The sequence below is a fragment of the Megasphaera jansseni genome, assembly GCF_047974155.1.
In the GTDB taxonomy this organism is placed as follows: domain Bacteria; phylum Bacillota; class Negativicutes; order Veillonellales; family Megasphaeraceae; genus Megasphaera.
In genome coordinates, this window is record NZ_JBHYRR010000025.1 from 1 (window position 1) to 14,638 (window position 14,638).

A 14,638-nucleotide genomic window follows, 5' to 3' on the forward strand; every position below is an offset into this window, starting at 1 on the left:
TATCCTGATTTCAGGAGGAAACTTAAACAGCAACCTTCTCAAGAATCTCCCGCTTCTATAAGCGGGAGAGGTTCAATTATTCAGGAAAATAGTAAATTTTGTTCTTTTTTCGGGAAGAAAAGTTGACTGTAAGTGCCCCCTTTCCCTGTGCTATAGTAAAGGCACAGACGAGCTGGAAACAGGGAATCTCCCGATACAGCTAAGACAATATACAGCTAACCACTTAAAGAAAGGATGTCTTCACGATGAAAAAATTTGCAGGAAAAGTAGTATTAGTCACCGGTGCCGGCCATGGCATCGGCAAACAGATTGCCCTTCAATTTGCCCAGGAAGGGGCCAACACGGTCATCGTCGACTACAATGAAGAAACAGGCAGCCAGACCGCCGCTGAATTGACAAAAGGCTATGAAAAATCCCTTTTCGTCAAAGCAGACGTATCCAGCCTGGAAGCCATGAAAAACGTCCGGGAAAAAGTATTTGAAACCTTCGGCCGCATCGATACGCTGGTCCTGGATGCGGGCATCGCCATTAAACATAAATTCGGCGACATCAGCCTCGATGAATGGCACAAGACCATGTCCATCAACCTCGACGGCTTGTTTACGACCGTCCAGGCCTTCTACAACGATTTCCTCACCAACAAAGGCAGCATCGTTTACATCAGCTCCGGTTCGGCCCTGTCCGGTACCGGCGGCAGTGTCGCTTACGCTTCCTCGAAAGCAGCTGGTGAAGGCATGATCCGCGGCCTGGCTAAAGAATTAGGGCCCCTGGGTGTCAATGTAAACGCCATTGCGCCGCGCCTCATCGATACCGGTGCCATGATGCGCGTCAATTATCCGACCCAGGCCGACCTCGATGCCGTCCTGCAAAAGATTCCGGTCCGCCGCTTCGGCAACGTCCGCGATGTAGCTAACCTGGCTGTCTTCCTGGCTGACAAGGAAAACTCCTATATCCAGGGCCAGACCATTCTCGTCGATGGCGGACGCACTATCGCCTAAGGCTATTATCATCGAAAAGGGCCGCAAATTGACAAATCTTCACTAAAAACTACAAACGGCAAACTTAATACTCAAAAAGGCGCTGTCCTCATGCGACAGCGCCTTTTTTGACATTGACTCCAGTTTCACTTTTTAGTAAAATATTATGATAGTTCTGCGCATAACAAAATAACCGCCCGTAGCTCCCAACTATAGCGGTTATTTCATTATACCTATTATATTGGGCATAACCGTTTGCCGTGTAATGCCCTTTCTGTTTTTATTATAGTAATAAAAGGTAATTTCGTCAATATAAACTGGAGGAATAACATGCAACATAAAACATATAAAGCAGCGATTTTTGACATGGACGGTACCGTCCTCAACACCCTGGACGACCTGACCCATGCCTTGAACCATACCTTAGCCGCCACCGGACATGACCATACCTATGGCATAGCTCAGGTCCGCCAGTTTTTTGGCAGCGGCGTACAAGTCGCCATTACCCGCGCCTTAGCCATTGAAAACGGGATTGCCCCCTATGAGCAGCTGGAATACGTCGGCCAGCCCGACGATACGATCACGCCGCGCGTCGACGCCCAGGAAGTCAGCCGCATCCAGGACATCTTCCGTCCCTACTATGCCGCCCACTGCGCCATCCAGACGGGCGAATACACCGGCATCAGCCCACTGCTCCGCCAGCTCCGGGCCCAGGGCATCTTGGCCGCTGTCGTTTCCAACAAGCCCGATTTGGCCGTACAGAAACTGACTGCCGACTATTTCCAGGGCTTGTTCGACCTTTCCCTGGGCGAACAGCCCCAGATACGGCGAAAGCCTGCGCCGGACATGGTGCACAAAGCCTTGAAAGACTTAGCCCTCACGCCGGAACAGGCCGTTTACATCGGAGATTCCGAAATCGACATCCAAACCGCTCAAAATGCAGGCCTGGACTGCCTCAGCGTCACCTGGGGCTTCCGTTCCAAAACCTTCCTGAAAGCCCACGGTGCCCGCTTCCTCGTCGATACGCCAGAAGAAATCGCTGCTTTTTTCTGAAATCTAAATCTTATTCTCCATCCGGTACGAACCAAAGACCATTATTGTTTTTCTTCATATATTCTTTGAATTCGTCGGAATGATAAGCATCGGCAATATCTTTAACCCACTGTGCATCTTTATCTTTGTCCTGGACGACGAGCTGTAACAGGAGATGCGGTAAAATATCTTCTTTAGCTAAAGCCGTCTGAGGATCAATTTTAGCATTGTAAATGATAGCACCAGTGATGACGATGTAACTGAAATCACTGCGTACAGACGGAATCGTCAAAGATTTCATTTCTGTAAATTTCAAGTGATGCGGATTTTCTACGATATCCTGCTGAGTAACTGTCGACAAATCCTTATTCGGGTCCAATTTAATCCAGCCGATTTTCTGGAGCAGCGCATAAGCGCGGGCTGTATTAGAAGCATCGTTCGGAACGGCAATCGTATCGCCATCGGCTACCTGATCTAAAGAAGTCTTAGAGCCGGGGAAAATACCGGCCGGTACGGTCGGAATCGGAGTTATCGCTGCTAAATGACCATTTTGTTTCTGGTTAAAATTTTCCATATAAGCTGTATGCTGTTCAACATTGAAGTCTACTTCCCCTTCATTTAAAGCTACATCAGCCTGCAATAAATCAGACATGTCCTTACCGGTAACTTTATAACCTTTCTTTTCCAAAATCGGCTTAATGCCTTTTTCAAAGAGGTCAGAATATGGACCTTGCGATTTACTGTACGTCAGCTCTTTCTTATTCGCACTCGATGAACTGCTGTTATCACTGCCACATCCAGCAAGGAAAGCTGCCCCCATGATGACGGCCATTGCCATGACACCAAATTTTTTCCATGTTTTCCATTTCATATGAATACCCCCTAAATAAACATCCCTATATATACGTAGACTTGTGCAACCTTAATGATTGCGCGTCTTATAGGCAAAATGATTACCAATGGATTGAATGATTTGTACAAAAATAACTAAGATGACGACTGTAAAGAACATAAGCGGCGTATTCAATCGTTCATAGCCATAGGTCAAAGCTAAGTCACCGACACCACCAGCCCCGATGACACCCGCCATGGCCGTCGCTCCGATAAGGCCTATAGTCCCAGTCGTAATCGATAAAATAAGAGAACTTTTCGCTTCGGGAAGCAGAAAATACCAAACGATTTCAAAATAAGAAGCTCCCATAGACTGCGCTGCTTCCACGATTCCCTTGCTGACTTCCAAAATGGAATTTTCAAAAAGCCGGGTTAAGTAAGGCGCAATGAAAATGACCAGCGGAACTAAAGCCGCTGTCGTCCCAATACGAGTCCCAACAATCATTTTAGTCAATGGCAAAATAAAGACCATCAGGATAATAAACGGGATACTGCGAATAATGTTTATGACCGTATTGAGGACTGTAAACACATATTTATTTTTCAAAATGCCGTCCGCATTGGTCAATACCAGGACAACGGACATAATAATGGCTAAAATCGTACCTAAAAACAGGGATACGAAAACCATATACACAGTCTGTTCGGCTGCCAAGATAATCTGCGCCATAGGTACACCTAAATCAATCATCACAACTCAACCTCCTGCCACTGAACATGCTGTTCATCAATGTATTGAATGACTTGGGAAATTTCTTCATCAGTCCCCACAATCTGAAGAATGAAGATGCCAAGGATCGTTTTTTGTAGTTCATTGACCGATGCAAAAAGAATATTCGTCTGTACAGAAAACTTCTTATTGATATGATACATGAGATGGTCTGTTGCATTATCTCCCAGAAAACGAAGTTTCAAGATTTTGTAGTTATCCTTTTCTTCATGAATCTTGGCAACGACGGACGGTGGAATCTGGTCAGGAATAACTGTACGAACGAATTTTTTGGTCATATCCTGCTGAGGATTGCTGAAGACCTCAAGAACAGACCCCTGTTCGACGACTTTGCCGTGTTCCATAACGGCAACGCGGTTGCACAGACGCTGGATGACCTGTATTTCATGCGTGACAATAAGCATGGTAATGTTTAACTCTTTATGAATCCGTTCCAGGAGTTGCAGAATGGATTCTGTCGTTTCCGGGTCCAGTGCACTTGTCGCTTCATCGCACAAGAGGATTGACGGGTCCGTGGCCAGGGCACGGGCAATACCAACACGCTGCTTCTGCCCGCCGGAGAGCTGCCCCGGGTAGGCATCGGCTTTATCTGCTAAATTGACATACTTCAAAAGTTCCATGACTTTCTTGTTCATCGTTTCTTTATCCGCTTTATTCAGCCGCAACGGAATAGCTACATTATCAAAGACCGTTCGGGAGTCCAAGAGATTGAATTGCTGGAAAACCATACCGATAGATTTGCGAAGTTTACGCATTTCATTATGAGAAATCTTACTCAGGTCCTGGCCATTGATTTCAACATGCCCTTCTGTTGGCATTTCCAGTCCATTAACCATCCGCAATAACGTTGATTTGCCGGCACCACTAAAGCCGATAACGCCAAACATATCTCCGTCTTCGATAGTCAATGATACATGCTGTAACGCCTGCGTAGTAACACCTTTGCTTTTAAAGGTCTTACTGACGTCTTTAAATTGAATCATTTCTTACTGCTCCCTTCCTGCTGAATCTGGTCTATCGCCTGACAAGCTAATTCAGCCATATATTGTGAAGCTGGATATAATGCAGCTGGGTCGACTTTAAACTTTGCATTGTGATTCGGATAAGAATGGCCGGTTCCGACAAAAACGAAATACCCAGGAACTTTGTCATAATAAAAGGCAAAATCTTCCCCGCCTAAAGACGGAGCCATCGGTTGTTTATCAAAGCCCTGTCTATCCGCTACTTCGCGAGCTAAAACTCCCCAATGAACATCATTAATCAACGCCGGCGGCCCTGGAATCCATCGAACATCTGCACTGGCTCCATAAGCAGCCGCTGTTGAAGATGCCAAGGCTTCAATCCGGTTGCGGATGGTCATCCGCCCCTCTTTGCTCATGCTCCGGGTGGTACCTTCAACAAAAGTTTCGTCTGGAATGACATTCCAGTTATGACCACCTTCAATATGAGTGACACTGACTAAAGTGGCGGCGAAAGGATCCATATTCCGGCTGACTACAGTTTGGACAGCACCGACAAAAGCAGATGCCGTTACAATGGGATCAACCCCTTTATCCGGATGAGCTGCGTGAACGCCTTTACCATGAAAAGTAATACGAAAAGCATCGACAGCCGCCATGGCCGGGCCATCGAGGATACCCATTTGGCCAACATCGAGAAGTGGAGTGCAGTGCATCCCAAAAATCGCGTCAACATCATCAATAATGCCGGTTTCAATGATTTTCAAGGCCCCACTTGGCCCTTCTTCCCCAGGCTGAAAGATAATACGGACAGTTCCCTGTATATCTTTTTCCCGTTCTTTTAACAAATAAGCGGCACCTAAAACAGAGGCTGTATGGAAATCATGGCCACAAGCATGCATGCATCCTGGATGTTCGGATGGATACGGTACATCGGCTTCTTCTGTAACAGGCAATGCATCGATATCACATCGAATCGCTACAATAGGATGCTTTCCCGTTCCGACTTCTGCAACTACGCCGGTCTCCAAAGGAAGATTCAGAATATGAAGGCCACCTTTTTGTAAATCTTGGCGGATTCGTTTCGTCGTCTCTATTTCTTTAAAAGATAATTCTGGATGACGATGGAACCATTGAAATTCATCATGAATATATTGCTCTATGTTTTGCATCATAACGTACCCCCTCTTTCTCAGCTCCTGTATATCCCTATCCGAATATACAAAAAGACCACCATCCCTATGACAGAGACGGTGGCCCGTGGTTCCACTCTGTTTACAGCCAAAGCTGTATCTCATGACCGTGTAACGCCGGTTAGACGCAGCTGCATACTTAAAATTCCGCAGCTATGCAACCAAAGGCATTCCATCCTGTTTCCTAATGATGCAGGCTTTCAGCCCCAGGCCTGCACTCTCTGACACTGTACACAGGTGTACTTGTTTTGGTTATCGCATTTCTCAATGTTTACGCCTATGGTACTATCTAAAAGGCTACTTGTCAAGTATAGTTTTCTTTTTTATATTTTTTCTCGTAAATTCAAAAAAAATGAATACTTTGTGATTTTTGCTGCCATCTCCCGATAGATACAGCGGGTATGGTATAATAGAGGCAGAATGATTACGTAGGTGAGGTGCGGATATGTCGACGGAAAAACGGATTTTTTACTCCATTTGCCTGATCAGTTTTGTCGGGCCCTTTCTTTCTACGTCCATCAATATTGCCATTCCCGTCATGGCCGGTCAGTTCGGTGTCACGCCGGACCGCATGAGCTGGGTCGTGACGATTTTCCTGATGACGACAGCGGCCTTTCTTCTGCCTTTGGGCAAAGTGTCCGACGTCCACGGCAGGCGGCGGACGTATTCTATTTCCCTGGTAGTCTTTGCCATGGCTACGGCAGCGGCGGCCTTTGCCCAGACCCTGACCGGCCTCATCGTCTTGCGGGCCATCCAGGGCATCGCCTTGTCCGGCGTCTATGTATCCTATATGCCTCTGCTCCTGGCGACGACAGATGAAGCCCATCAAGGTCATATTCTCGGCCGGGCCGTAGCCTTGACTTATCTCGGCCTGTCCCTGGGGCCGGTCATCGGCGGGGCCCTGACCCAGTTCGTCGGCTGGCGCTGCATCTTTCTCCTGTCGGCCCTGGCCATCGTCCTGTCTTACGCCTTCATCCGGCCCATCAAAGAAGAATGGTATGCCAACGGCGCGCCTTTCGTCAACCTGGTCAGTACGGCTTTGTCCGTCGCTGGCATCCTCTGTGCGCTGTACGGCTTATCGTCTTTTGAGGATTACAGCGCCTTTTTCTGGGCCGGCCTGGTCCTGCTGGCAGCCTTTGTCATCCACGAAGGGAAATCCTTCCATCCCCTGCTGCCGCTCTACTTGTTCCGTAACCTGACATTTTCCATGTCCAATCTGGCCGCCCTCATCCAGTACAGTGCCACCTATGCCGTTTCCTTTCTGTTATCCCTCTATTTTCAGGTCATCCTCGGCCTGGCGCCGGCTGTTTCCGGGGCCATTCTCCTGGTCCAGCCGATCATCATGGCCTTCCTGTCGCCCCGGGCCGGCGACCTTTCCGATAAATACGGCCCGCGGGGCATCGCCTCTATCGGCCTTCTGCTGACGGCCCTGGGGCTGACGGCATTCGCCTTGTTCCCGCACATCCCCGTCAGCGGCGCCGCTGTCTTCCTGGTCTTCATCGGCCTGGGCGCAGCCCTCTTCGGTGCGCCCAACAACAGCGCCATCATGGGGTCCGTCAAAAAGATGCATCACGGCATCGCTTCGAGCATCCTGGCCTTATCGCGCAACCTCGGCCAGGCCCTGAGCATGGCTGTCGTCACTTTCATTATGACGACAGAAACGGCCAATCAGCCGTCCTATACGGATGGCATCCTGGCGGCCTTACATGCATCATTTGCCATCTTAGCCGCTCTCTGTTTCCTTGCCGTCGCGGCCTCGCTGGCCCGTGGCAATAGTCAAAAAAAAGCTTGATTCAGGAGGTATTTCCATGAAAAAACAACTCATCGCAGCCGTTACGGTTGCATCGCTCCTCGGTTTTGCCGGCGGTACAGCCGTCCAGGCCTTCAACCTCGGTTCCATCTTAAAAGTCGGCGGCATTTCCGTCCTCGTCTCTAAGTACGGCGATTCCATCAACGATTTCCTCAACAAACTGCTCATGAAGAACGGTGTCGGCACGGATTATGCCACTAAGGTCGTCCCCATCGTCAGCGTCGGCACGGGTAAATATATCGGTGCTGTCCAGGTCATCGGCCCGTCGGCACAGGTCGAAAAAGTCAAGGCCGTTGCCCAGCTGGAAGGCGAATTCAACGGCATCGCCCGCGCCAATGCCCTCATCCCTATGGCTACGACGGACGTCAGCAATCTCAACCGCGTCCAGGGTGTCGGCGTATCGGCGACTATTGATTTCAAATTCTGATGCCTTCCCTAAGCGATGAGAGCATGGTAAAATAAGACAACATAATTTTATAAGGAGGCCCTTTGCTTGAAAACTTATCAGCCCATTACGGCAGAAATCATTGAAAAATTAAAGGCTATCACCGGTCCGACTTATGTCAAGACCGATAAAGACCTGCTCTTACAGTATCAGACAGACTATGAAACCAATCCGGCCATGTTCCACCTTCCGGAAGCAGCCGTATCCCCGGCCAACGCCCAGGAAATCTCGGACATCGTCAAATTGGCCAATGAATACGACTTCCCCATTACCGTCCGCAGCGGCGGCACCAGCCTGGCCGATGGCGCCATCCCAGTCTGTGGCGGCCTGGTCCTCTGCATGGACCGCCTCAACAAGATCATCGAACTGAATGAAGAAGGCATGTACATGACCGTCGAAGCCGGTGTCCGCACGGTAGACTTGCAGAACGCCGCCAAGAAAGTCGGCCTCATGTATGCCGGCGACCCGTCCAGCGCAGAAAGCTGCCTCATCGGCGGTAACCTGGCTACCAATGCCGGCGGCCTGCGCGCCGTCCGCTACGGCGTCACCCGCGACCAGGTCTATTGCCTGGAAATCGTCACGCCGACTGGCGACATCGTCGAATGTGGCCGCATCCTCAAGAAATGCTCTACCGGCTATGACCTGGAACAGCTCATCATCGGTAGTGAAGGGACGCTGGGCATCATCACCAAAGTCACGGTCAAACTCATCCCCCTGCCGCCGTACCGCTTCGACGTCCTGGCCATCTACACGGATCCGCGCCAGGCCCTGCATATGGTGCCGAAGCTGATGAAAGCCGGTATCGACCCGACCAGCGTCGAATACATGGACAATTCCTACGTCCGCGGCTGTGCTGACTACTGCCACTACAAAGACATGCCCCATTATGACGACGGCATTTACGTCATCATCACAGTCGAAACATTCCACGAAGATGAACTGGACACCAAGATGGATGCCGTCTGCACGATTTGTGAAGAATCGGGCGCTGCCGAAGTCCTGGAAGCCGATGACCGCGTCTGGAACATGCGCCGCAACTGCCAGACATCGGTTGAACTGCAGAGCAAGGTCTTCCTCACGGACGACGTCGTCGTACCGGTCCATAAAATCGCCGGGACCATTGAAAAAATCATGGACATCGGCAAGAACTATCCCTTTGAAGTCAAAATCAACGCCCATATCGGCGACGGCAACCTGCACATCGTCCTCTGCAAAATGGACATGAGCGACGAAGAATGGGAAAAGAACGTCGAAGAATTCCACCAGCAAGTCTATGCCTATGCCTACAGCGTCGGCGGCCGCCTGGCCGGTGAACACGGCATCGGCGCCAAGAAACTGAAATATATGGAACAATTCACGCCAAAAGGTGAACTGAAAATCATGAAGACCATCAAACGGGCCATGGACCCGAAAGACATCCTCAACCCGGGGAAAGTGATTGATGCGTAAAAAAAGGGCTTGTCGTCATGCGACAAGCCCTTTTTAAGTGGCTAGCAGTTAGTTGTTAGCGGATGGTTTTAAATTTGAAGGTTTTCTCTGCAAACTACAAACTCTGTGCTACAAACTATAAAGTAAACGGGGCATCACATGATGGCAGAAACCTTCGTGCGACAGCCTCTTTTTGAGTGGTTAGGGGCTAGGGGTTAGTAGGGGCGCCCACGTGGGGCGCCCGTTTACGCAAGTCGGTCACGGGATTCTTACACATCCCCGACTACAAACTACAAACTATTTCCCCCGCAAGAGCCGCATGGCCATGACGGCCATGATGACTAAGAGGGCCGTGACTAAGGCGAAGGAGGCGTAGAGGCTGAAGGCCCGGCCGATGAAGCCCAGTACGGCCGGTGCCAAGAGGATGCCGGCGTAACCGATGGTGCTGACGGCAGCTACGGCATCGGCGACGGGCATGTCTTTCTGCGTTCCCAGAAAAGAGTAGAAAATCGGCACGGTATTGGCACAGCCGACGCCGATGAGGACATATGAGGTAAACAAGAAAGGACCGCTTCCGATGAGCAGGATACCTAAAAATCCGGCAAAGGCAATTGGCAGAGAAAAGGCCAACAGCCGCCGTGGTCCTAAATGCATGGTCAGGGAATCTCCAGGCAGACGGGCCAGGAAGGCTGACGCCGTGAACAAGGTCAGACCCAGGCCGGATTGGGAAATGTCGATGCCTTTTTCCGTCGTCATGAAGACGCCGCTCCAATCGTTGATAGAACCTTCTACCAGGAAGGCAATGGTGCAGACCAGGCCGACGAGGATGATTTTCCCTTTCGGCAGGACCAGGGAAGCACCTTTACTGGATGCCTGCCGTTCCCCATGGAGGTGAGGGGCGAAGAAGCAGACACAGAGGACGATAAAGACGGCTCCGGCCAGCATGACGACTTTCCAGTAAAGTCCCAGATGGAGCAGAGCTGCAAAAAAAGCGGCACCGGCGAAATTCCCCAGGGACCACATGGCCTGAAGGCCCGACATGAGCCGTTTACGGACTTTCCGTTCAATGAAGATCCCGTTGATGTTGACGACGACGTCGAGCAGCCCCAGAGAGGATCCGAGGAGGACGGCCGTAATCAAGGCCGTCGCATAAACGGGCACATAGCAGAGGATGTTCAAGACGACGGCAATGGCCAGGCCGGCAACCGTCAAAGACCGGCGGCAGCCCAGACGACCGGCGATGGCCCCGGCCAGCATCATCATGATCAGGGCGCCTAAGCCCACGGCCAGCAGGAGGAAGCCCAGATGGTCGTCGGGAATCTGCAGCTGCCGCTTCAGGAAAGGAATGAGCGAAGCCCACGACGTAAAGCCGAAGCCGCCGAGGAAGTAAAAAGCTTTAGCGCTGTAAATCTGCCACAGGATATCTCGTTTATTCATCATTTTCTATCACCTCACACTAAAAAAAGCCGGACAAGAAACCACCCAGGGCTGCACCTTTATCGAAAGACGCGTTTACGTACGCATCCTTCCTCCAGTGCAGGACTGAAGTGACATCTTATCCGGCTTTATACTATACGAGCATAAGCCTCCGATGAGCGATATTATTATAACATAAAAAGAAAATTTCCTCAAGAATGACAATATTTCTTGACAGATTCCTTGAGAGATGATAATATGTACACCAACAACAAAACATTGTCTTTCATCAAGAGCAGTCGAGGGAATGGCCCGATGACGCTGCGGCAACCCCCTATCGGGATAGGTGCCAAGTCCAGCGGTGTATACCGGCAGATGAACGAATCGCAAATTGAGCCGTCATCTGTATGACGGCTTTTCTTTTTGACCGGCAAGCCCTTATGTTAGTAGAGATGCAGAAAGGAAATGATTACATGAACGCAACAGTAAAAAAACTCTTCGCCGCCGTCCTCATTACGACGACATGCCTCTTTGCCGCCGGCTGCGGTTCGTCTTCCAATTCCGGTGCTTCCGGTGACAAAAAAGAAATCAAAATGGGCGTCACTGCCGGTCCCCATGCTGAAGTCATGGAAGAAGTCGCAAAAGAAGCGGCTAAACAGGGTATCACCATCAAAATCGTCGAATTCAACGACTATGTACAGCCGAACAAAGCCCTGGCCGAAGGCGATCTGGACATGAACTCCATGCAGCATCAGCCGTACATGGATAATGTCGTCAAGAAACAGGGCCTGAAGATTACGTCCATCGGCAAGACCATCATCCTGCCCATGGCCGTCTATTCTCACAAATATAAAGACATCAAAGACGTCGCAGACGGTGCCAAAGTCACCATCCCGAACGACCCGACCAACGGAGCCCGCGCATTGCTCCTGCTCCAGCAGGCCGGCCTGATTAAATTGAAGAACGGCAACTCCGTCGACGCTTCGGTAACGGACATCACCGATAATCCCAAGAACCTCCAGTTCGTCGAACTCGATGCCGCTCAGATTCCCCGTTCCCTCGACGATACGGACCTGGCCTGCGTCAACACCAACTATGCCATCCCGGCTGGTTTGAACCCGCAGAAAGATTCGATCCTCGTCGAATCGAAAGATTCGCCGTATGCCAACGTCATGGCAGTCCGTCAGGGCGACGAAAACAACGAAACATACAAGAAAGTCTTAGAAATCTACCAGTCGGAACCGATCAAGAAATTCATCGAAGAACACTTCCAGGGAACCATCCTGCCGGCGTTTTAGCAGCTAGTGGCCAGTGGTTCGTGGCTAGGGGCTAGTGGCTAGTGGCTAGTGGTTCGTAGGGGCCGCCCAAAGGGCGGCCCGCCTGAATCCTCTTAAAAGGGCTTGTCGCACGTGCGACAAGCCCTTTACTTATGGTATAATAAGGGTTGTCCATCAGATTCAGAAAGGAGACACCGTTTATTATGAAAGCCGTATTTGTCGATTTCGAGATGAACCCTATCGGCCGGGACCAGAAGGAAGCGCGCCGCATCTGCAAGGGGGAAATCATCGAAATCGGTGCTGTCAAAATAGATGAAGACGGGAATGAAATCTCGTCTTATAAAGAATATGTGCTGCCCGAATATACGACAGCCATGAATCAGACCTGTCAGGAACTGACTGGTATCACCATGGAAATGCTGGCCGGGAAGCCCCATTTCCGCCAGGCCTTCGACCATTTCCTGACCTGGTGCAATGAAGGCTGCCCCAATGCCTACGAAATGTTCGCCTGGAGTGAAAACGACTGGCGCCAGCTGGACTGCGAACTCCGCCTCAAAGAAATCGACGAGCACGACGACCGCGTCCGCTGGATGCTCGACCACTGGCAGAATTTCCAGCAGATTTACTGTAACCTCCTGGGCCTGGATAACGTCATTTCCCTGGACAAAGCCGTCAGCACCTTGGGCGAAACCTTCGACGGCCAGATGCACGACGCCCTCTGGGATGCCCGCAACACGTCCAAGCTCTACGTCTTATCGAAGAAGAAAGAAGAATTCCGCGACATCATGCAGCCTATCATCGACGCCACCAAGCCGGCCGAACCGCTGACGTTCTCCCTGGCCGACGCCTTCCGCGCTGCCCGCAAGTAACGAGGGCGGCCATGGAAGATACGACACTCCGGATGGTTTATATTTTTACAGACATCATCCTGCCCATGATAGCCGGATATGTCGCCAAAAAGCGGAGATGGCTGACACCGGACCAGTCGAATTGGCTCATCCGCTTCAACATTATCGTCATCATGACGTCCCTGACCCTGCTCAGCTTCTGGGTCCTGCCCATGCGGACGGATTTGCTCAGTCTGCCTTTCTTTGCTTTTTTCAACGGCCTGCTGCCCCTGGCCGTCGTCCTCTTGCTGGGCCGGCAGCGCAAATTCTCGTCCTTTGTCGACCGCGGCAGCTATCTCATCGCTGCCATCCCGGCCAATACAGGGATGCTCGGCGGCCTGTGCAGCTATATCCTATATGGAGAAATGTCCTATGCCTATGTACAGATCATCGGCGTCTTTCAGAACCTGCTCATGTTCTTTGTCCTTTTCCCCATGGGCTACTACTACCAGCATGGCGGCAAAGACCGCAACTTCTTCGTCTTTTTCAAGGATAATTGGAAATCGATCTTCATCAACTGGAATCAGTTATCCGTCGTGGCCCTGGTCATCGGCACGGCATTGCACGCTGCCGGTATCCCCAGGCCGGCTGCCGGGACGACGATTTTCCAGGCCCTGATCCATGTCAGCGCCTGGGTAGCCCTCATCCCCGTCGGCTACCTCATCGACTTTTCCCACTTCAAGGACTACGCCCGTAAGACCCTGGACCTCATCCCCATCAAGATGGTCCTGACGCCGCTGGTATCGTATTTCCTGGCGTTGTACTTCACGTCGGATCCGGTGCTCCTGGGAACGATTGTCATCGTCATGGCCACACCTTGTGCCATCAACGCCTTAATTACAGAACGCCTTTACGACTTGAACGTCAACCTGGCCATGGCGCCGTTCATTACGACACAGCTCCTATATATCCTCATTCTCTATCCTGCTTTTTATCTGCTCGTATCCTGGGGATACTTGCCTTTCAAATAACTTTCGCGAGGTGCACTCATGACTCATACCCGAATCCGCTCTCTCTGTCTGGCTTTATGCCTGCTCATCGTTACGCTGAGCCTGACAGCCTGCTATACGATTACCCTCAAAGAACGGCGCGTCGACGGCATGGGCTCGGCCATTTCCCTGAAACTGCCGGGAAATCTCCAGAAGCTCGACTTCCCCGTTCCCGTCGACCCGCTGACCCAGCGTTACTTCAAGGGCAGCCGCCTGTACGGTGAAATAGACAGCGGCCTGTATATCGCCATCTATACCAACAGCATCGATACACAGCAGATGTACGATGACCTGCACATCAGCCAGGGCCAGGCCATCAGCCAGCGCCTCAACCAGACGGCTGAAGCCGCAGCCGGCGCCGTATTATCGAAAATCGACGCCCAGAACGTCTCGGTCAGCCAGGACACGACGACCGTCAGCGGCCAGCACGCCGTCGTCCAGACCTTTACGTTCACCTATGAAGACAAATCCATGAAAGCCCGCCTCATCGGCTTTGCCGACGGCCCGGCCACCTGGATCGTCGTCGTAGCCTGCGACGGCAGCAAAGAAGATAAAGTAAAACTCGCCGATGAAGTGCTCGATTCCATCCGAATCAATTAACCGC

Annotated in this window: 14 protein-coding genes, 1 riboswitch and 1 other annotated feature; of the genes, 9 read left to right on the plus strand and 5 right to left on the minus strand. The window is 51.0% G+C overall.

The window, feature by feature from the left end:
* Nucleotides 1–245 precede the first annotated feature (245 nt).
* Both ACE418_RS09805 and ACE418_RS09810 read left to right on the plus strand, forming a co-directional pair.
* Entirely contained in the window at nucleotides 246–998 is a 753-nt protein-coding gene (locus tag ACE418_RS09805) for an SDR family NAD(P)-dependent oxidoreductase (RefSeq protein WP_416450440.1), read from the plus strand.
* A 309-nt stretch (nucleotides 999–1,307) separates the two neighbouring features.
* Nucleotides 1,308–2,030 (plus strand): HAD family hydrolase, encoded by a 723-nt coding sequence (locus ACE418_RS09810; protein WP_416450441.1) that lies wholly within the window; start codon nucleotides 1,308–1,310, stop codon nucleotides 2,028–2,030.
* A 10-nt stretch (nucleotides 2,031–2,040) separates the two neighbouring features.
* Here ACE418_RS09810 and ACE418_RS09815 read toward each other — a convergent pair whose 3' ends face one another.
* The 4 genes from ACE418_RS09815 to ACE418_RS09830 are packed head-to-tail and all read right to left on the minus strand — an operon-like array spanning nucleotide 2,041 to nucleotide 5,764.
* Nucleotides 2,041–2,880 (minus strand): MetQ/NlpA family ABC transporter substrate-binding protein, encoded by an 840-nt coding sequence (locus ACE418_RS09815; RefSeq protein ID WP_416450442.1) that lies wholly within the window; start codon nucleotides 2,878–2,880, stop codon nucleotides 2,041–2,043.
* 51 nt (nucleotides 2,881–2,931) lie between these two features.
* A complete protein-coding gene (locus tag ACE418_RS09820; RefSeq protein WP_416450484.1) occupies nucleotides 2,932–3,591 on the minus strand; it encodes a methionine ABC transporter permease in 660 nt (219 codons plus the stop codon).
* A complete protein-coding gene (locus ACE418_RS09825) occupies nucleotides 3,591–4,613 on the minus strand; it encodes a methionine ABC transporter ATP-binding protein (RefSeq protein ID WP_416450443.1) in 1,023 nt (340 codons plus the stop codon). Before ACE418_RS09825 ends, ACE418_RS09820 begins: the two co-directional genes overlap by 1 nt.
* Nucleotides 4,610–5,764, minus strand: a complete 1,155-nt coding sequence (locus ACE418_RS09830; protein ID WP_416450444.1) for an amidohydrolase — start codon at nucleotides 5,762–5,764, stop codon at nucleotides 4,610–4,612. Before ACE418_RS09830 ends, ACE418_RS09825 begins: the two co-directional genes overlap by 4 nt.
* Nucleotides 5,765–5,832: 68 nt before the next feature.
* Nucleotides 5,833–6,047, minus strand: a binding site (T-box leader).
* A 180-nt stretch (nucleotides 6,048–6,227) separates the two neighbouring features.
* Here ACE418_RS09830 and ACE418_RS09835 point away from each other — a divergent pair.
* The 3 genes from ACE418_RS09835 to ACE418_RS09845 all read left to right on the plus strand — a co-directional run bounded on the left by ACE418_RS09835 (nucleotide 6,228) and on the right by ACE418_RS09845 (nucleotide 9,486).
* Complete coding sequence (locus ACE418_RS09835; RefSeq protein ID WP_416450445.1) at nucleotides 6,228–7,574, plus strand: MFS transporter; 1,347 nt, start codon at nucleotides 6,228–6,230, stop codon at nucleotides 7,572–7,574.
* Nucleotides 7,575–7,590: 16 nt separating this feature from the next.
* Nucleotides 7,591–8,019 (plus strand): hypothetical protein, encoded by a 429-nt coding sequence (locus tag ACE418_RS09840; RefSeq protein ID WP_416450446.1) that lies wholly within the window; start codon nucleotides 7,591–7,593, stop codon nucleotides 8,017–8,019.
* Nucleotides 8,020–8,085: 66 nt separating this feature from the next.
* Complete coding sequence (locus ACE418_RS09845; RefSeq protein WP_292262585.1) at nucleotides 8,086–9,486, plus strand: FAD-binding oxidoreductase; 1,401 nt, start codon at nucleotides 8,086–8,088, stop codon at nucleotides 9,484–9,486.
* A gap of 276 nt (nucleotides 9,487–9,762) precedes the next feature.
* Here ACE418_RS09845 and ACE418_RS09850 read toward each other — a convergent pair whose 3' ends face one another.
* On the minus strand, nucleotides 9,763–10,905 hold the full coding sequence (locus ACE418_RS09850; RefSeq protein WP_416450447.1) for an MFS transporter: 1,143 nt from the start codon (nucleotides 10,903–10,905) through the stop codon (nucleotides 9,763–9,765).
* A 259-nt stretch (nucleotides 10,906–11,164) separates the two neighbouring features.
* A riboswitch (SAM riboswitch) is annotated at nucleotides 11,165–11,263 on the plus strand.
* Nucleotides 11,264–11,354: 91 nt separating this feature from the next.
* Here ACE418_RS09850 and ACE418_RS09855 point away from each other — a divergent pair.
* The 4 genes from ACE418_RS09855 to ACE418_RS09870 all read left to right on the plus strand — a co-directional run bounded on the left by ACE418_RS09855 (nucleotide 11,355) and on the right by ACE418_RS09870 (nucleotide 14,634).
* The gene (locus ACE418_RS09855) at nucleotides 11,355–12,179 is read left to right on the plus strand and encodes a MetQ/NlpA family ABC transporter substrate-binding protein (protein WP_416450448.1); all 825 of its coding nucleotides are present in this window, start codon (nucleotides 11,355–11,357) and stop codon (nucleotides 12,177–12,179) included.
* 182 nt (nucleotides 12,180–12,361) lie between these two features.
* Nucleotides 12,362–13,027, plus strand: a complete 666-nt coding sequence (locus ACE418_RS09860; RefSeq protein WP_020311678.1) for a 3'-5' exonuclease — start codon at nucleotides 12,362–12,364, stop codon at nucleotides 13,025–13,027.
* Between the two features lie 11 nt (nucleotides 13,028–13,038).
* Complete coding sequence (locus ACE418_RS09865; protein ID WP_416450449.1) at nucleotides 13,039–14,016, plus strand: AEC family transporter; 978 nt, start codon at nucleotides 13,039–13,041, stop codon at nucleotides 14,014–14,016.
* Between the two features lie 18 nt (nucleotides 14,017–14,034).
* A complete protein-coding gene (locus ACE418_RS09870; RefSeq protein WP_416450450.1) occupies nucleotides 14,035–14,634 on the plus strand; it encodes a hypothetical protein in 600 nt (199 codons plus the stop codon).
* Nucleotides 14,635–14,638 lie beyond the last annotated feature (4 nt).

Excerpts from the sequence above, each read along its gene's own strand:
- ACE418_RS09805 (WP_416450440.1), top strand. The coding sequence starts at position 246 with ATGAAAAAATTTGCAGGAAAAGTAGTATTAGTCACCGGTGCCGGCCAT.
- ACE418_RS09810 (WP_416450441.1), top strand. The coding sequence starts at position 1,308 with ATGCAACATAAAACATATAAAGCAGCGATTTTTGACATGGACGGTACC.
- ACE418_RS09815 (WP_416450442.1), bottom strand. The coding sequence starts at position 2,880 with ATGAAATGGAAAACATGGAAAAAATTTGGTGTCATGGCAATGGCCGTC.
- ACE418_RS09820 (WP_416450484.1), bottom strand. The coding sequence starts at position 3,591 with ATGATTGATTTAGGTGTACCTATGGCGCAGATTATCTTGGCAGCCGAA.
- ACE418_RS09825 (WP_416450443.1), bottom strand. The coding sequence starts at position 4,613 with ATGATTCAATTTAAAGACGTCAGTAAGACCTTTAAAAGCAAAGGTGTT.
- ACE418_RS09830 (WP_416450444.1), bottom strand. The coding sequence starts at position 5,764 with ATGATGCAAAACATAGAGCAATATATTCATGATGAATTTCAATGGTTC.
- ACE418_RS09835 (WP_416450445.1), top strand. The coding sequence starts at position 6,228 with ATGTCGACGGAAAAACGGATTTTTTACTCCATTTGCCTGATCAGTTTT.
- ACE418_RS09840 (WP_416450446.1), top strand. The coding sequence starts at position 7,591 with ATGAAAAAACAACTCATCGCAGCCGTTACGGTTGCATCGCTCCTCGGT.
- ACE418_RS09850 (WP_416450447.1), bottom strand. The coding sequence starts at position 10,905 with ATGATGAATAAACGAGATATCCTGTGGCAGATTTACAGCGCTAAAGCT.
- ACE418_RS09855 (WP_416450448.1), top strand. The coding sequence starts at position 11,355 with ATGAACGCAACAGTAAAAAAACTCTTCGCCGCCGTCCTCATTACGACG.
- ACE418_RS09860 (WP_020311678.1), top strand. The coding sequence starts at position 12,362 with ATGAAAGCCGTATTTGTCGATTTCGAGATGAACCCTATCGGCCGGGAC.
- ACE418_RS09865 (WP_416450449.1), top strand. The coding sequence starts at position 13,039 with ATGGAAGATACGACACTCCGGATGGTTTATATTTTTACAGACATCATC.
- ACE418_RS09870 (WP_416450450.1), top strand. The coding sequence starts at position 14,035 with ATGACTCATACCCGAATCCGCTCTCTCTGTCTGGCTTTATGCCTGCTC.